Source organism: Streptomyces sp. NPDC030799, assembly GCF_055572255.1.
In genome coordinates this window covers 246,146-262,607 of the sequence record NZ_JBVIDS010000006.1, presented here as the reverse complement: position 1 = coordinate 262,607, position 16,462 = coordinate 246,146, and the positions used below count along the sequence as shown (strand labels likewise).

The following is a 16,462-nucleotide window of genomic DNA, read 5'->3' as shown; positions in this document are numbered from 1 at the left end:
GTCACAGCGGACGCTGTCACATCGGCCCCTGTCTCAACGGATGCCGCCACCACGGCCCCAGCAGGCACACCGTTCCCGTCGCTGTCGCCGGCGCGCACACCCCGGGAGCCGTCCGATGAGGGTCCTGCTGATCGGAGCCAACGGATACATCGGCCGGTTCGTGGCCGACCGTCTCCTCGCCGACCCGGCCGTCCAGCTCACCGCGCTCGGCCGCGGCGACGACGCCGACGTCCGCTTCGACCTGGCCACCGGCAGCCCGGGCGCACTCACCCGCTTCCTCGACGCGGTGCACCCCGGTGTGGTCATCAACTGCGCCGGCGCCATCCGCGGCGGCGCCCGCGACCTCACCCGGCACAACACCGTCGCCGTCGCCACCGTCTGCGAGGCCCTGCGCCGCAGCGGCTGCGGCGCCCGTCTGGTGCAGATCGGGTGCAGCGCCGAGTACGGGCCGAGCCAGCCCGGCTCCTCCACCGCCGAGGATGCCGTACCCCGCCCAGGGGGCCCCTACGGCGTCAGCAAGCTCGCCGCGACCGAACTGGTCCTCGGCTCCGGCCTGGACGCCGTCGTACTGCGGGTCTTCTCGCCGGCCGGCCCCGGCACCCCGGCCGGCTCCCCGCTGGGCCGGCTCGCCGAGGCCATGCGGCGCGCCATGCAGTCCGGCGACGGCGAACTCAAACTCGGGGGCCTCGGGGTCCAGCGCGACTTCGTCGACGTACGCGACGTCGCGCGCGCCGTGCACGCCGCCTCGCTCTCCGCCGCACAGGGCGTCATCAACATCGGCTCCGGCCGCGCCGTACGCCTGCGCGACGCCGCCGCCGTCCTCGCGCGCGTGGCCGGATACGGCGGCGCCCTGCACGAACTGGACGCCCCGCCCGGCCCGCTGCGCGGCGCCATCGGCCACCCCCGGCCCGACTCCGACCACGCGGCCCCGGTCGCCTACCCGTACCCGGACGGCTGCGGCAGCTGGCAGCAGGCCGACGTGCGCACCGCACGCGACCGGCTCGGCTGGCGGCCCCGCATCAACCTCGAAGAGTCCCTGGCCGACATCTGGATGGAGGCGGCATGCCGCATCTGACCAGCACCGCAGCAGGCGCCACGAGCACCGGCCTGCGCACCGCCCTGGGCATCCCCGGCTACGCCCATCCGCTGGTCGCCCCCGCTCAGTGGGCGGAACTCGCCCGCCCCGGCACCCCGCTGGACTGGGTGGTCCTCAACGTGGCCGCCGGACCGGGCACCCGTCCCGACCCGCACTGCCTGGAAGCGGCGGCGAGGCTGCGCGGCGCGGGGGTACGGGTCCTCGGCCACCTGGACCTCACCCACGGCGCCCGCGCCTTCGCCGATCTGCTCTCCGACGCCCACCGCCACCTGGACTGGTACCACGTCGACGGCTTCCTGCTGGACCGCTGCCCCACCGACCGCGCGGCGCTCCCCGAGGTCCGCCGCGCGGTCACCACCCTCCGGGCGATCAGTGACACCGCCCACATCGTGCTGGGCCACGGCACCCATCCCCACCCGGGCTATGCCGAGAACGCCGACCAGCTGGTCACCTTCTCCGGCTCCTGGGCCGCCTACCGCTGGTCGCAGGTCGCCGAGTGGACCGCCGACTACCCGCCGGACCGCTTCTGCCACTTCGTGCACGGCCTACCCCGCGGCCACCTGGAGGAGGCACTGCGCATCGCCCGCTGGCAGGGAGCGGCGACGATCTACTTCACCGACCGCACGGACCACGGCGGACGCACCGACCCCTGGGAGACGATGCCCGGCTACTGGGACGACATCGTCTCGCGTATCGGAACAGGTGTCTCGGAATGAAAAAGGCCGTGGCAGTGTTACGGGAAGAACAACCGTACTGTTTGACCGACCAACGGAGTCCCCGTGTCGCTGCCACCCCTGGTCGAGCCAGCTTCTGAGCTCACCGTAGACGAGGTCCGCCGGTACTCCCGCCACCTGATCATCCCGGATGTCGGGATGGACGGGCAGAAGCGGCTGAAGAACGCCAAGGTGCTCTGTGTGGGCGCGGGCGGCCTGGGCTCGCCGGCGCTGATGTACCTGGCCGCCGCGGGTGTGGGCACCCTGGGCATCGTGGAGTTCGACGAGGTCGACGAGTCGAACCTGCAGCGCCAGATCATCCACAGCCAGTCCGACATCGGCCGCTCCAAGGCCGAGTCCGCGCGTGACACGGTCAAGGGCATCAACCCGTACGTGAACGTGATCCTTCACGAGGAGCGGCTGGAAGCCGACAACGTGATGGACATCTTCGGCCAGTACGACCTGATCGTCGACGGCACGGACAACTTCGCGACCCGCTACCTGGTCAACGACGCGTGCGTGCTGCTGAACAAGCCGTACGTGTGGGGTTCGATCTACCGCTTCGACGGCCAGGCCTCCGTCTTCTGGTCCGAGCACGGCCCCTGCTACCGCTGCCTCTACCCGGAGCCCCCGCCCCCCGGCATGGTTCCCTCCTGCGCCGAGGGCGGCGTCCTGGGCGTGCTGTGCGCGTCCATCGGCTCCATCCAGGTCAACGAGGCCATCAAGCTCCTCGCGGGCATCGGCGAGCCGCTGGTCGGCCGCCTGATGATCTACGACGCCCTGGAGATGCAGTACCGCCAGGTCAAGGTCCGCAAGGACCCGAACTGCGCGGTCTGCGGCGAGAACCCGACCGTCACCGAGCTCATCGACTACGAGGCCTTCTGCGGCGTCGTCTCCGAGGAGGCCCAGGCGGCGGCCGCCGACTCCACGATCACTCCGAAGCAGCTCAAGGAGTGGATCGACGAGGGCGAGAGCATCGAGATCATCGACGTCCGCGAGCCGAACGAGTACGAGATCGTCTCCATCCCGGGCGCCAAGCTGATCCCGAAGAACGAGTTCCTCATGGGCACCGCCCTGGAGACCCTCCCGCAGGACAAGAAGATCGTCCTGCATTGCAAGACGGGCGTCCGCAGTGCGGAAGTCCTGGCCGTCCTGAAGTCCGCGGGCTTCTCCGACGCGGTCCACGTCGGCGGCGGCGTCATCGGCTGGGTCAACCAGATCGAACCGCACAAGCCGGTCTACTGACCGGCTTGCCCGCCGGCCAGCGGCATGGAAGAGGCCCACGGCTCCGACCGGCTCCGACCGGTTCGGATGCCGTGGGCCTCTGTCGTCGTCAGTCGGTCTCCCCGAGTGATCTCACCGATCAGCCCATCGACGCCGGCCTGTGTCTGCCGTTGGGATATGTGCATTGCAGTGTGTTGATCCTTTCGGCTAGTTTGTGATCAACTCTGCGCGCTTTTCGGCGCGTTGAGGTTGACCTCCATTGCGTGATCACAGTCGCAGCGGTTGTCCGGCCACGTGCGAGGCATGACCACCTCGCGATCTTGTGGCGCCGCTGTCGTCACGCTCGGCAGAAGAGACGGGGAGTTCGAATGAAGAAGCGTTTGATGGGCAGGCTCGCGGCGATGGTCCTGGCCCCGGCTGTGATCCTGGTGGGCGCCGGCGAGGCATTCGCCGACGGCACCGTCACCTGGCAGAACAAGCTCAACGGCAAGTGTCTGGGCGTCATCAACAACATCCCCATGGCGGCGGCCGACTGCGGTTCGACGCCCTCCAAGTGGACCGAGACGAAGCAGTCCGACGGGTCCTGGACGTTCAAGACCAGCTATGGCTACTGCCTGGACAGCAACAAGGACGGGAAGGTCTACGTCCTGCACTGCAACGGCGGTGACAACCAGAAGTGGTACGAGACCAAGGACTCCTTCGGCTGGCGGCTCCAGGACAAGGCGACCAAGCTCACGCTCGGCCAGAACGACGGCGTGCTCTACACGAACTACGACGGCGGTCTCAAGGCCCAGCGCTGGGCCTGAGTTTCGACGTCGCTCCCGGCTGAGTCGTGGAGCAGGGGCCCCGGACAGCACGCGTCCGGGGCCCCGTCCCTGTCATGAGCAGACCGTGCCGGCCTTCGGTTCCTTGCCGTTGAGCAGGTAGTCGTTCACCGCGCTCTGCACGCACTTGTTCTTGCTGTCGTACGCGCCGTGCCCCTGGCCCTTGTACGTCAGTTCCACGGCGACGCCCTTGCCGAGTGCGTCCACCATCTTCTTCGCGCCCTCGTACGGCGTGGCCGGGTCGCCGGTGTTGCCGACGACAAGGATGGGTGCCGAGCCGGGTGCGCTGACGTCGGGGTGGTCGGCGGCACCCGGCACGGCCCAGTCGGTGCAGCTGACCATGCCCCAGGCCAGGTAGTCCCCGAACAGCGGGGAGGCGGCGCGGAACTCGGGCAGCTTCTGCTGGACGTAGTCGGCGGTGTACCGGGGTTTGTCGTCGGCGCAGTTGATGGCGATGTTCGCCGCCGTGATGTTGCTGTACTCGCCGTTCTCGCTGCGGCCGTTCAACGAGTCGGACAGCAGCATCAGGATCTTGCCGTCGCCCGCGTAGGCCTGTTCGAGGCCCTCGGTGAGGTACTCCCAGAAGTCCTTGGAGTACAGGGCCTGCGCGATGCCGTTGGTCGCGGCGGTCTGGGTGAGCTGCCGGGGCGTGATGCCGGAGATCGGCTTCTTCTCCAGGTCGTTCAGGAATTTCGCGATGCGGTTCTTCACGTCCTGCGCGGTGTCGCCGATCGGGCATTCCGTCGTCTTCGAGGTGCAGTCCGCGGCGAAGTTGTCGAGCGCCAGCTGGAAGCCCTTGGCCTGTCCCAGCGCGCTCTGTTCGGGGTTCTCGGTGGGGTCGACGACGGCGTCGAGCACGGCCCGGCCGACGTTCCTGGGGAACAGGTGGGCGTACACGCCACCCAGTTCGGTGCCGTAGGAGATGCCGAAGTAGTGCAGCTTCGTGTCGCCGAGGACCTGGCGCATCAGGTCCATGTCGCGGGCCGCGTCGGTGGTCGCCACGTGCGGCAGGATCTTCTTCGAGTTCTTCTCGCAGGCCTCGTTGAACTGCTTGGTGCGGTCCAGGAGCGCGCTGCGCTCGGCGCTGTCGTCGGGGGTCGCGTCCTGCTGGAAGTACGTGTCCAGCTGGGCGTCGCTCTCGCACTTCACCGGTGCGCTGCGGCCGACCCCGCGCGGATCGAAGCTGACCAGGTCGTAGCGGGTGCCCAGAGCGGTGTAGTCCGCGCCGAACGCGGGCAGCGTGCTGACGCCGCTGCCGCCGGGGCCGCCGAAGTTGAACACGAGCGAGCCGATCCGCTGGTTCGCCGGGCCGCTGGCCCGGGCGCGGATCAGGGCGATGTCGATGGTGTCGCCCTTCGGTCTGCTCCAGTCCAGCGGCGCCCTCATGGTGGCGCACTGCCAGCTGGTGCCGTTCGGCAGCGGAGAGGGCGCGCTGCCGCCGCCCTCCGCCTCGGACGGAGCCGGGCAGTCCGTCCAGTCCAGCTTCTGCGCCGTGAGGTCGCCGTCCTTGGGGGTGCCCGCGCCGCATCCGGCCAGCAGGGCGGACAGCAGCACGCCCGTGCTGGTCAGGGCGGCGGCGCGCAGCCGGGAGGGGTTCGCCATGCTCCCATCCTGGGGGCGCACGCCTAGGCGCGCGCGGGGCGCGGGCCGTACGAGGTACGCGCCCGCCCTGCCGTCAAGGAGTCCGCTTACAGGGCTCCCTTGCGGGTGAGGTGGTTGAACGCCAGCCAGCCCGGCAGCACCGGCAGCCACAGCGTCAGCAGGCGGTACAGCAGGACGGCCGGAGCGGCGACCTCCTTGGGCAGCCCGAAGGCGATCAGGCCGAGCGTGAGGCTCGCTTCGACCGCGCCCACGCCGCCGGGGGTGGGCGCGGCGGACCCGAGCGCGTTGCCGGCGAGGAAGACGACGGCGACGCTGGCGATGCTCAGCGAGGCCGAGCCGTCGCCGAACGCCCGGACGGAGGCGTCCAGGCACATCACGAAGCAGGCCGTCAGCAGGAGCATGCCGCCGATGCCGGTGACGAGCTTCTGCGGCCGCTGCAGCACATCGAGCATCCGCGGCACGACACCGGCGAACAGCGACCTCACGCGCGTGACGACGAATTTCCGCAGGAACGGCACCGACGTCACCACCAGCACCAGCACCGCCACGGTCAGCAGGCCCGCGATGACCGTCCGGGACGGCGACAGCGACGGGGTCTTCTCGGTGCCGGTCAGATAGCCGAAGGACAGCAGCATCAGGATGTGGCAGCCGAGCCCGAACAGCTGAGACGCGCCGACGCTCGCCACCGCGAGCCCCGCGCGCACGCCGGCGCGTTGCAGGAAGCGCGTGTTCAGGGCCACACCGCCGACCGCGGCCGGCGCCACGATCTTCACGAAGGACCCGGCGACCTGCGCCGCCACCGTCCTCAGGAACGGCACCCGCTCCGGCACGAAGCCCAGCAGCGCCATCGCCGCGGCGACATAGCTGAGCGCGGAGAACGCCACCGCGGCGATCACCCAGCCCCACTGTGCCTGCGCGAACAGCGTGCCGAACTCGATGTGGGTGAGCTGCGTCAGCAGGTAGTACGCGCCGATCGCACCCGCGATGAAGCTGATGAGCGTGCGCGGCCGTACGCGCTCCAGCCGGGCCGGCTCCACGGGGGCCTGGGGCCTGATCCGCAGCACCTCGTGCCGGATCTGGGTGAGCAGGTCCTCCTCGCGGGCCTCGTCCAGGGCTTCGTCGATGGCCCGCCGCTCCGCGCGCTGCTCGGCGCGGGCCGCCTTCTTGTCGGGCTTTTCCAGGGCGGCCCCGTCCGCCTCCGAGGCTTCCTCCAGGCGGGCCTGCTTGGCCTGCCGGGACGCCTCCAGGACCGCTTCCCGTTCCCGCTGGGCGCGCTCCCGGGCCAGCCGGCGCAGCGTCGCGCGCGTGGAGCGCGTGAGCGCGATCGGCTGCAGCATCGGCAGGCAGTCGGCGACCGCGTCGGGTCCGAGCACCCCGACCGCCGAGGCCACCGCCCGCTCGGCCCCCACCCGCAGACCGAGCGTCGTGACCAGCTGGGCCACGTCCATGCGCAGCAGCAGCTCCCCGGCCGCGATCTCGCCGCCGCGCAGCTCGGTGAGGATCACCCTGCCGGAACGATCCACCAGAATCGCGTCACCCGCGAGCCTGCGGTGCGCGATGCGCCGCGACTGCAGCGCCCGCACCTGGTGCCAGGTGTTGCGCAGCAGCTCGTCGGTGATCTCCGCGTCGGCCAGCGAGTCCAGCGTGCGCCCGCCGGTGTGCTCGTAGACGAGCATGACGGCGTCGGGGCCGAGCTCGGAGGTGGCGATGAGCTTGGGCGCGTGGGCGCCGGCCGCGATCGCCGCGTACGCCAGCAGCGCCTCCTGCTCCAGCGCCTGGCGCAGCGACTGCAGGCTGGAGCGGGTGGCGAAACCGCGCAGCGTGAGATTGCGCCACGCACGGTAGAAGAAGCCCTGGGCCTGCTGCTCACGGTCGACGACCGTGACGTCCAGCGGTGGCCCGTCCTCCAGGGTGACGAAGTAGCGCCGGCCGCGGTCGCTGTTCTCCGTCTCCACGGCCTCCTCGCGGGCCGCGCTGACGGGGTGGAAACCGACGTGCCTGAGGCCCGCCATCAGCGTCTGGCCGGTGGGGCGGACGTTGGGGGAGCCGACCGCGTACAGCGTGCCGTAGGCGATGGTCCAGCCGATCAGCACGGTCAGGATGATCGAGAACGGGGTGGTGTAGCCGGTGACCAGCATCGAGAACGCGTCGAGCAGCAGCACGATCCACAGCACCGCGCGCCATCTGGGTCTGCGGGACATGCCGACGGCCGTCATGTAGGCGATGACCGGGGCCAGGTAGCCGTGCACCGGGTCGGTCAGGGCGTGGATGTCGCCAGGCGAGGGCTGGGTGAGCGCCTCCTGGATCGAGTCCGGGGCGGCCCGTGCGACCCACAGGTCGGTCGCGAGGGTCACTCCGTGGGCGAGGACGGCCGCGAGGACGCCGTCGGCGATGCGCAGCCCGTCGCGTTTGATCAGCCGTTCGATCGCGAAGGCGACCGGTACCAGCAGGATCGCGATGCTGGACGCCAGACCCGCGAACCTGATGAGCAGGTCGGGGGCCTGCCCGGTGCCCTTGTTGATGTCCTGTTCGAGGCCCGAGGTGGTGCCGTGCGCGAACGCGGCGATGGCGAGCAGCACCACGACGGCGAGCAGGCCCACCAGCAGCCGCATCAGGTCGGAGGGGCGGTGCACGCGCGCGGGGAGCAGCGGTTCGTCGCCCTCCACCGCCTCGGCGTGCGGATCGTCGTCTGCGCCCGGACCGCGGTCGGGGGGCGTGCTGTCCGGGACGTGCGCGTCCTCGGTGTCGTCGCCGCGGTCGCCCGCGCCGTCGCCGCTGTCCCCCGCGCCGTCGCCGCCGTCACGCGCGCGGTCGTCGTCCCCCCGCACGCGCGTACCGCCGTCCGCGCGGTCGCCGTCCTCACGCGCGCGTGGGCCGTCGTCCTCGGGCGAGCCGGTGTCTGCCGTGCCGTCGTCCTTGCGGGAACCGGCGTCTTCGGCGCCGTCCTGCCGGCGCGGACCGGTGCCGGGGCGCGCGCCGGCGTCAGGGGTGCCCGCCCCGCCCTCGGGGTGCACGCCCTGCTGATTCATGGTCTCTTCTTGGTCTCGTATCACCAGTCACCGCCCGCACGATGGTGGCATGCCCCACCGACACACGCGGGCATCAGGGTGCGGATGCGTGGGCGCACAGTCTGCCGGAAGCGGCGTCCCGGGGCGAGAGGGCCGCTCCTCGCGGTCCGCGCCGCGATGTCGGTGGGGTGCGGCAGGATGGGACGAATGAGCGAGCAGAGCCCTGCCGAGGACACCCCGGGGGAGTACGCGGACGCCCTGCCGGAGTACGCGGAGCGGGTCCTGGAGGTCGCCGAGCGGATTCCGCCGGGCCGGGTCATGACGTACGGCGATGTCGCCGAGTGGCTCGACGAAGGGGGACCGCGCCAGGTCGGCCGGGTGATGTCCCTCTATGGAGGCGCCGTGCCGTGGTGGCGGGTCGTCCGCGCCGACGGGCTGCTGCTGCCGGGCCACGAGCTGCGCGCGCTCGCCCACTACCGCGACGAGGGCACCCCGCTGAAGGAGGCGGCCAGGAGCGCCGAGGGCCATCTGCCGCGGCTGGACGTGCGGCGGGCCCGATGGGACGGCAGGGCGGACGCGGAGGGTCACATCTGACAGCTTCCGCCATCGGATGCCTCCGGGGAGAGCCCGTGGCCCGTACGGGTGACATCGGGGACTCCCGTGGCATGACGTACGTTCGTGAGATGAGGGACCCGCGTGACCCCCGGGCCGTGAGGGAAGAAGCCGAAGCCCTGCTTCCTTCCGGTGCGGCGGCGTAGCGTCGGCTGCACGTGTCCCCCTCACCCCGCGGCCACCGCCTCGCACGCGTGACCGCCCGCCCACCAGCACAACCACCAGGACCGGCCGATCACGTGAGCTCCTCCTCCACCACCAGGCGTCTGCCGCACCAACCGGTGCGGCAGGGGAGCCGTGGCGCTTACCGACTGGTCCGTACGCCGCCGGCCGCCGTGGACCCCCCTCCTCTGGACGCGGCACAGCGCGCCGTGGTTGACCACCGCAGCGGCCCCCTGCTCGTCCTCGCCGGACCGGGCACCGGCAAGACCACCACGCTCGTCGAGTCGGTGGCCGCGCGGATCGCCCGGGGCGCCGATCCCGAGCGCATCCTGGTGCTGACGTTCAGCCGCAAGGCGGCCGTCGACCTGCGCGACCGCATGGCCCTGCGCATCGGCGCCGCCCGCGCGCCCCGGGCGACCACGTTCCACTCGTACTGCTACGCCCTGGTGCGCGCCCACCAGGGCAGCGGCCCGTTCGCCGAGCCGCTGCGCCTGCTCTCCGGCCCCGAGCAGGACGTCGCCGTCCGCGAGCTGCTCGCCGGGCAGCCGGAGCTGGAGCGGCTCGGACTCACCCATGTGCGCTGGCCCGACGAACTGCGCGCCTGCCTGACCACACGCGGCTTCGCCGACGAGGTCCGCGCGGTCCTCGCCCGCAGCCGCGAGCTGGGCCTCGGCCCGGACAGCCTGGACGCCTTCGCCCGCCGTATCGGGCGCCCGGACTGGCGCGCCGCCGCCGCCTTCCTCGCCGAGTACCTCGACGTGCTCGACATGCAGGGCGTGATCGACTACGCGGAACTGGTCCACCGCGCGGTCCTGCTCGCCCGCCGCCCCGAGAGCGCCGCCCGGCTCGCCGCCCAGTACGACGCCGTGTACGTCGACGAGTACCAGGACACCGACCCCGCCCAGGTACGGCTCCTGCACGCGCTGGCCGGCGACGGACGCACCCTGCTCGCCTTCGGCGACCCCGACCAGTCGATCTACGCCTTCCGCGGCGCCGACGTGAACGGCATCCTCGACTTCCCGGCGGCTTTCCCGCGCGTGGACGGCCGCCCCGCCCCCGTCGAGGTGCTGCGCACCTCCCGCCGCTCCGGTGCCGCCCTGCTGGCCGCCACCCGCCTGATCACCCAGCGCATGCCGCTGCCCCGGCTCCCCGCCGAGAAGGTCCGCGCCCACCGCGAGCCGACCGCCGTACGGGACGGCGGTCGTGTCGAGGTCTACACGTACCCCACAGCAGGTACAGAACTGGACAACATCGCGGACATCCTGCGCCGAGCGCACCTGGAAGACGGTGTCGCCTGGAGCGACATGGCCGTCCTGGTCAGGGCCGGCGCCCGCACCCTGCCGACCCTGCGTCGCGCCCTCACCGCGGCCGGCGTCCCGCTGGACATCGACGGCGACGACCTGCCCCTGCGTCACGAGCCGGCGGTGGCCCCGCTGCTGACGGCCCTGCGCGCGGTGGCCGGGGCGGAGGCGCGGCGCGACGAGGAGAACAGCGCCCCGCAAGGTGAGCCCTCCGCCGGACAGGACGCTCCGCAAGAGGCCGCCGAGCCCGCCCCGGACACCGCCTCCTGGCTCGACACGGAGACCGCGCTCACCCTGCTCGCCTCGCCCCTGGCCGGCATGGACCCCGCCGACCTGCGCCGCCTCGGGCGTGCCCTGCGCGAGGAGGAGCGGGCGGCCGGCAACCCCGTGCCGCCCCCCTCCGACGTACTGCTCGCACAGGCGCTCGCCGAACCCGAGCGGCTGGCCGTGCACGACCCGGCGTACGCGCGCGGGGCGCAGCGCCTCGGCGCGCTGCTCCGCAAGGCCCGCGAACGGCTGGCCGGCGGCGGTACGGCCGAGGAGGCGCTGTGGGACCTGTGGGAGGGCACGCCCTGGCCCGCACGCCTGGAGCGGACCGCCCGGCGGGGCGGCGCGGCCGGCCGCAACGCCGACCGGGACCTGGACGCGGTGTGCGCGCTGTTCGCCACCGCCGCGCGCGCGGAGGAGCGCACCGGGGGCCGCGGCGCGCTGAACTTCCTGGAGGAGATCGAGGCCGAGGACATCGCCGCCGACACGCTCACGCGCCGCGCGGTGCGCCCGGACGCCGTCCGCCTGATGACCGCTCACCGCTCCAAGGGCCTGGAGTGGCGGCTGGTGGTCGTCGCCGGCGTCCAGGAGGGCCTGTGGCCCGACCTGCGCCGCCGCGGCTCCCTCCTGGAGGCCGACCGCATCGGCCGGGACGGCCTCGCCGAACCGCTCACCCCGGGTGCGCTGCTCGCCGAGGAGCGCCGGCTGTTCTACGTCGCCGCCACGCGCGCGCGTGAGCGCCTCGTCGTGACCGCGGTGAAGGCACCGGCCGACGACGGCGACCAGCCGTCCCGCTTCCTGACCGAACTCGGCGTCGAACCCCGGGACGTCACCGGCCGTCCCCGGCGCCCGCTGTCCGTGGCCGCGCTCGTCGCCGAGCTGCGCGCCACCACGGTCGACCCGCGCGCGTCCGCCGCCCTGCGCCAGGCCGCCGCCCGCCGCCTGGCCCGGCTCGCCGCCCTCGCCGACGAGGACGGCCGCCCGCTGGTGCCGTCCGCACACCCCTACCGCTGGTGGGGCATGTACGACCCGACCGAGAGCAAGGTGCCGCTGCGCCACCGCGACCGGCCGGTCGTACTCTCCGGCAGCGCCCTCGACCAGCTCGCCAACACCTGTGCGCTCCAGTGGTTCCTGGGCCGTGAGGTGAAGGCCGACGCACCGGCCACCGCGGCACAGGGCTTCGGCAACGTCGTCCACGTCCTCGCCGACGAGGTCGCCTCCGGCCGCAGCGCGGCCGACCTAGACGTCCTCATGGAGCGCCTGGACTCGGTGTGGAACGCGCTCGCCTTCGACGCGCCCTGGAAGTCCCAGCAGGAGAAGGACAACGCGCGCGTGGCGCTCGAACGCTTCCTGAACTGGCATGTGCTGGACCGCGCCGGGCGCACCCCGGTGGCCAGCGAGCAGGACTTCGACGTCACCCTCGAAGCGGGCGACTACCAGGTCCGCATCCGCGGCCAGATGGACCGCGTCGAGACCGACGGCGAGGGCCGTGCCTACGTGGTCGACTTCAAGACCGGCAAACAGGCACCCAGCGCCGCCGAGGTGACCCGCCACCCCCAGCTCGCCGTCTACCAGCTCGCCGTCCGCGAAGGCGCCGTCGACGACGCCTTCGACGGGGTACGTCCCGAACCCGGCGGTGCGGAACTGGTGCACCTCAGGCAAGGGGCCGCCAAACGCGACGGAGGCGACAGCCTGCCCAAGGTGCAGACCCAGGAGCCGCTGTCGGGGCAGTGGGTCGGCGAGCTGCTGGCCACCGCCGCCGGCAAGGTCCTCGACGAGCGGTTCGCGCCGAACACCGGCCAGCACTGCACCCACTGCGCGTTCCGCGCCTCGTGCAGCGCCCGGCCCGAGGGGCGGCACGTGGTCGAGTGAGCCCCTGGGAGGTGCCGGGGTGACGTACGGCACCACATGGGCTGACCTGCGCTTCTTCCTCTCGGGAGGGCCGACCCGGGCACGACTGTCAGTCTCCGCCGCTAGCCTTTTCCGACATGCCCGCCCGTATCACCGATCCCGAGCAGCTCAAGGAGCTCCTCGGCATCCCGTTCACCCCGGAGCAGACGGCCTGCATCACCGCGCCGCCCGCCCCGCAGGTGATCGTGGCCGGAGCCGGGTCGGGCAAGACCACCGTGATGGCCGCCCGCGTGGTCTGGCTGGTCGGCACCGGCCAGGTCGCCCCTGAACAGGTCCTCGGCCTGACCTTCACCAACAAGGCCGCCGGCGAGCTGGCCGAACGCGTCCGCAAGGCACTGATCAAGGCCGGCGTCACCGACCCCGATGTCATCGACCCGGACAACCCGCCCGGCGAGCCGGTGATCTCGACCTACCACTCCTTCGCCGGCCGCCTGCTCACCGACCACGGTCTGCGCCTCGGCCTGGAGCCCACCTCCCGGCTGCTCGCCGACGCCACCCGCTACCAGCTCGCCGCGCGCGTGCTGCGCGAGGCCCCCGGCCCCTACCCGGCGCTGACCCGCTCCTTCGCCGACCTCGTCAGCGACCTGCTCGCCCTCGACTCCGAACTCGCCGAACACCTCGTCGAGCCCGAGGAACTGCGCTCCTGGGACGCGGACCTGCTGGGCACTCTGCAGAACGCCAGGCTCACCAACGCCGATCTGCGCAAGGTCCCCGAGACGGCCGCGGCCCGCCGGGAACTGACCGACCTGGTCCGGCGCTACCGGGCCGCCAAGCGCGAGCGTGACCTGCTCGACTTCGGCGACCAGATCGCGCTGTCCGCCCGCCTCGCCGGCATCCCCGAGGTGGGCCGGCTGCTGCGCGAGGAGTTCCGCGTGGTGCTCCTGGACGAGTACCAGGACACCTCAGTGGCCCAGCGCGTCCTGCTGGCGGGCCTCTTCGGCGGCGGCACGGGCCATCCCGTGACCGCGGTCGGCGACCCCTGCCAGGCCATCTACGGCTGGCGCGGCGCGTCCGTCGCCAACCTGGACGACTTCCCGGCGCACTTCGCGCACCCCGACGGCCTGCCCGCCACCCGGCAGGCGCTCAGCGAGAACCGGCGCAGCGGCGGCCGCCTCCTCGACCTCGCCAACGGCCTCGCCGAGCCGCTGCGCGCCATGCACGCGGGCGTCGAGGCCCTCCGCCCGGCCCCCGGCGCCGAGCACGACGGCACGGTCCGCTGCGCCCTGCTGCGCACGCACGCCGAGGAGACCGACTGGATCGCCGATTCGATCGCCCACCTCGTGCGCACCGGCACGGCCCCCGGCGAGATCGCCGTCCTGTGCCGCACCGCGACCGACTTCGCCGAGATCCAGGGCGCCCTCGTGGCCCGCGACATCCCCGTCGAGGTCGTCGGCCTGTCCGGGCTGCTGCACCTGCCCGAGATCGCCGACCTCGTCGCCGTCTGCGAAGTCCTCCAGGACCCGGGCGCCAATGCCTCCCTGGTGCGCCTGCTGACCGGCCCGCGCTGGCGCATCGGCCCCCGCGACCTCGCCCTGCTGGGCCGCCGCGCCCGCCTGCTCGTCGGCCACGCGCGCGGGGACGGCACCGACGACCCCGACCGCCGGCTCGCCGCCGCCGTCGAAGGGGTCGACCCGGCCGAGGTGATATCACTCGCGGACGCCCTCGACACCTTCCTCGAAGCACCCATGGACGCCGCGGCGGACGACGACGGGCTGCCGTTCTCGCCCGACGCGCGCGTGCGCTTCGCGCGCCTGGCCGCCGAGCTGCGCGACCTGCGCCGCTCGCTGGCCGACCCGCTGATGGACGTCCTGCACCGCGTCCTCGCCGTCACCGGCCTGGAGGTGGAGCTGTCGGCGTCCCCGCACGCCCTGGCCGCCCGCCGCCGCGAGACCCTCTCCAACTTCCTGGACATCGCCGCCTCCTTCGCGGCGAGCGACGCAGAAGCGACCCTGCTCGCCTTCCTCGGCTTCCTGCGCACCGCCGCGCAGTACGAGAAGGGCCTCGACAACGCCCTGCCCGGCGGCGAGAACACCGTCAAGGTGCTCACCGCCCACAAGTCCAAGGGGCTGGAGTGGGACGTCGTGGCCGTCCCCGGACTGGTCAAGGGCACCTTCCCCAGCGCGCAGGGCCGCGAGAAGTGGACGGCGCAGGCCAAGGTGGTGCCGCACGCCCTGCGCGGCGACACGGACACCCTGCCCGACGTCGACAGCTGGGACGCGCGCGGCATGAAGGCCTTCCACGAGGCCATGAAGGACCACCAGCACACCGAGGAGCTCCGCCTCGGCTACGTCACCTTCACCCGCCCCCGCTCCCTGCTGCTCGGCTCCGGCCACTGGTGGGGGCCCAGCCAGAAGAAGCCGCGGGGCCCCTCCGACTTCCTCCAGGCCCTCCACGACCACTGCGCCGCCGGATACGGCGAGATCGAGGCGTGGGCCGAGGAGCCCGCCGAGGACGAGGAGAACCCCGCCCTGCACTCCGCCGGCGCCGACCAGGTGTGGCCGCTCCCGCTGGACGCCGCCGCCCAGGCCCGCCGCCGCGCCGCCGCCGACACCGTCCTCGCCCACCTGGACGCCCTGGCCGCCGAGGATCGCGACCGCCCGCCGGCCGCGCACGACCCCGCCGCCCTCGACGACCCGGACTGGCCCGCACCGCCGGACGAAGAGGACGACGACCAGGACCCGTACCGCGGGGAGCCGTACGACGACGAGCCCTGTGCCGAGGACCACGACGGCGAGGACCACGACGGCGAGGGCCCGTACGGCGAGGACGTATTCGGCGAGGACCCGTACGGCGGGGACCCGTACGGCGGGGACCCGTACGGCGAGGATCCGTACGAGGGCGAGCTTCCCCGACGCGGCGGCGGACCCGAGGTGCAGGATCCCGACGCATGGGACTCCTGGAGCGCCGAGCGGCCGACCGTCCCCCACCAGGCGCCCGCGCCCGGCGCACACGCCCCTCGCACCCCCGGCGACTCCACGCCCGATACCTCCCTCACCCCCGAGGAGGCCCGCACCATCGCCTCCTGGGACCGTGACCTGGACGCGCTCTCCGGAGAGCTGCTGCGGGCCCGGCAGGCCGTCACCGACGTCCCGCTGCCCGCCACGCTCAGCGCGACCCAGCTGCTGCGCCTGGCCGAGGACCCGGACGGGCTCGCGCGTGAACTCGCGCGCCCCATGCCACGCCCTCCGCAACCGGCCGCGCGCCGGGGCACCCGGTTCCACGCCTGGGTCGAAGCACGCTTCGAGGAGCTGACGCTGCCCCTGCTGGAACCGGACGAGCTGCCCGGCAGCGACGCCGAGATCGCCGACGAACACGACCTGGAAGCCCTGAAGGAGGCCTTCGAACGCAGCGAGTACGCCCAGCGCACCCCCTACCGCATCGAGGCTCCCTTCCAGCTCACCCTCGCCGGCCGCGTCGTACGGGGCCGTATCGACGCGGTCTACAAGCTGGGCGACGGCGACGAGGCAACGTACGAGATCGTCGACTGGAAGACCAGCCGCACCCGCACCGCCGACCCGCTCCAGCTCGCCGTGTACCGGCTGGCCTGGGCCGAGCAGCAGGGCGTGCCGCCGGAGGCCGTGCGGGCCGCCTTCCTGTACGTGCGCAGCGGCGAGGTCGTACGACCGCGGGACCTGCCGGACCGGGCCGCCCTGGAACGCCTCCTCACGGGGGACGCCGGAACGGAGGGCGCGGGAACGGAAGACGCCGAAGCGGCACATCGGGCGACCTGAGTGTGACGAAC

9 protein-coding genes are annotated in these 16,462 nt (G+C 72.8%); 7 read left to right on the top strand and 2 right to left on the bottom strand.

The window, feature by feature from the left end; all coding sequences use genetic code 11:
* The first annotated feature begins 115 nt into the window (after nucleotides 1-115).
* The 4 genes from ACZ41I_RS17340 to ACZ41I_RS17325 all read left to right on the top strand — a co-directional run bounded on the left by ACZ41I_RS17340 (nucleotide 116) and on the right by ACZ41I_RS17325 (nucleotide 3,839).
* Nucleotides 116-1,075 (top strand): NAD-dependent epimerase/dehydratase family protein, encoded by a 960-nt coding sequence (locus ACZ41I_RS17340; RefSeq protein WP_399764342.1) that lies wholly within the window; start codon nucleotides 116-118, stop codon nucleotides 1,073-1,075.
* Entirely contained in the window at nucleotides 1,063-1,812 is a 750-nt protein-coding gene (locus tag ACZ41I_RS17335) for a spherulation-specific family 4 protein (RefSeq protein WP_399764344.1), read from the top strand. Before ACZ41I_RS17340 ends, ACZ41I_RS17335 begins: the two co-directional genes overlap by 13 nt.
* A gap of 63 nt (nucleotides 1,813-1,875) precedes the next feature.
* Nucleotides 1,876-3,054 (top strand): adenylyltransferase/sulfurtransferase MoeZ, encoded by a 1,179-nt coding sequence (gene moeZ / locus ACZ41I_RS17330; protein WP_363218336.1) that lies wholly within the window; start codon nucleotides 1,876-1,878, stop codon nucleotides 3,052-3,054.
* Nucleotides 3,055-3,401: 347 nt separating this feature from the next.
* Complete coding sequence (locus ACZ41I_RS17325) at nucleotides 3,402-3,839, top strand: RICIN domain-containing protein (RefSeq protein WP_363218332.1); 438 nt, start codon at nucleotides 3,402-3,404, stop codon at nucleotides 3,837-3,839.
* 72 nt (nucleotides 3,840-3,911) lie between these two features.
* Here the strand turns inward: ACZ41I_RS17325 and ACZ41I_RS17320 are convergent, their stop codons facing one another.
* Both ACZ41I_RS17320 and ACZ41I_RS17315 read right to left on the bottom strand, forming a co-directional pair.
* Nucleotides 3,912-5,459 (bottom strand): alpha/beta hydrolase, encoded by a 1,548-nt coding sequence (locus ACZ41I_RS17320; protein ID WP_363218331.1) that lies wholly within the window; start codon nucleotides 5,457-5,459, stop codon nucleotides 3,912-3,914.
* A gap of 86 nt (nucleotides 5,460-5,545) precedes the next feature.
* Entirely contained in the window at nucleotides 5,546-8,488 is a 2,943-nt protein-coding gene (locus ACZ41I_RS17315) for a lysylphosphatidylglycerol synthase transmembrane domain-containing protein (protein ID WP_468514497.1), read from the bottom strand.
* Nucleotides 8,489-8,674: 186 nt separating this feature from the next.
* Here ACZ41I_RS17315 and ACZ41I_RS17310 point away from each other — a divergent pair, with 186 nt between their 5' ends.
* The 3 genes from ACZ41I_RS17310 (at nucleotide 8,675) to ACZ41I_RS17300 (ending at nucleotide 16,451) form a co-directional block, all read left to right on the top strand.
* Nucleotides 8,675-9,061: an MGMT family protein gene (locus tag ACZ41I_RS17310; RefSeq protein WP_468514496.1), complete on the top strand. Its 387-nt coding sequence runs from the start codon at nucleotides 8,675-8,677 to the stop codon at nucleotides 9,059-9,061.
* Between the two features lie 257 nt (nucleotides 9,062-9,318).
* Complete coding sequence (locus ACZ41I_RS17305; protein WP_468514495.1) at nucleotides 9,319-12,681, top strand: ATP-dependent helicase; 3,363 nt, start codon at nucleotides 9,319-9,321, stop codon at nucleotides 12,679-12,681.
* A 116-nt stretch (nucleotides 12,682-12,797) separates the two neighbouring features.
* Entirely contained in the window at nucleotides 12,798-16,451 is a 3,654-nt protein-coding gene (locus ACZ41I_RS17300; protein ID WP_468514494.1) for a UvrD-helicase domain-containing protein, read from the top strand.
* Nucleotides 16,452-16,462: the final 11 nt, after the last annotated feature.

What these genes read in the sequence shown, in the direction of transcription:
- ACZ41I_RS17340 (WP_399764342.1), top strand. Translation starts at nt 116, where the DNA reads ATGAGGGTCCTGCTGATCGGAGCCAACGGATACATCGGCCGGTTCGTG.
- ACZ41I_RS17335 (WP_399764344.1), top strand. Translation starts at nt 1,063, where the DNA reads ATGCCGCATCTGACCAGCACCGCAGCAGGCGCCACGAGCACCGGCCTG.
- ACZ41I_RS17325 (WP_363218332.1), top strand. Translation starts at nt 3,402, where the DNA reads ATGAAGAAGCGTTTGATGGGCAGGCTCGCGGCGATGGTCCTGGCCCCG.
- ACZ41I_RS17320 (WP_363218331.1), bottom strand. Translation starts at nt 5,459, where the DNA reads ATGGCGAACCCCTCCCGGCTGCGCGCCGCCGCCCTGACCAGCACGGGC.
- ACZ41I_RS17315 (WP_468514497.1), bottom strand. Translation starts at nt 8,488, where the DNA reads ATGAATCAGCAGGGCGTGCACCCCGAGGGCGGGGCGGGCACCCCTGAC.
- ACZ41I_RS17310 (WP_468514496.1), top strand. Translation starts at nt 8,675, where the DNA reads ATGAGCGAGCAGAGCCCTGCCGAGGACACCCCGGGGGAGTACGCGGAC.
- ACZ41I_RS17300 (WP_468514494.1), top strand. Translation starts at nt 12,798, where the DNA reads ATGCCCGCCCGTATCACCGATCCCGAGCAGCTCAAGGAGCTCCTCGGC.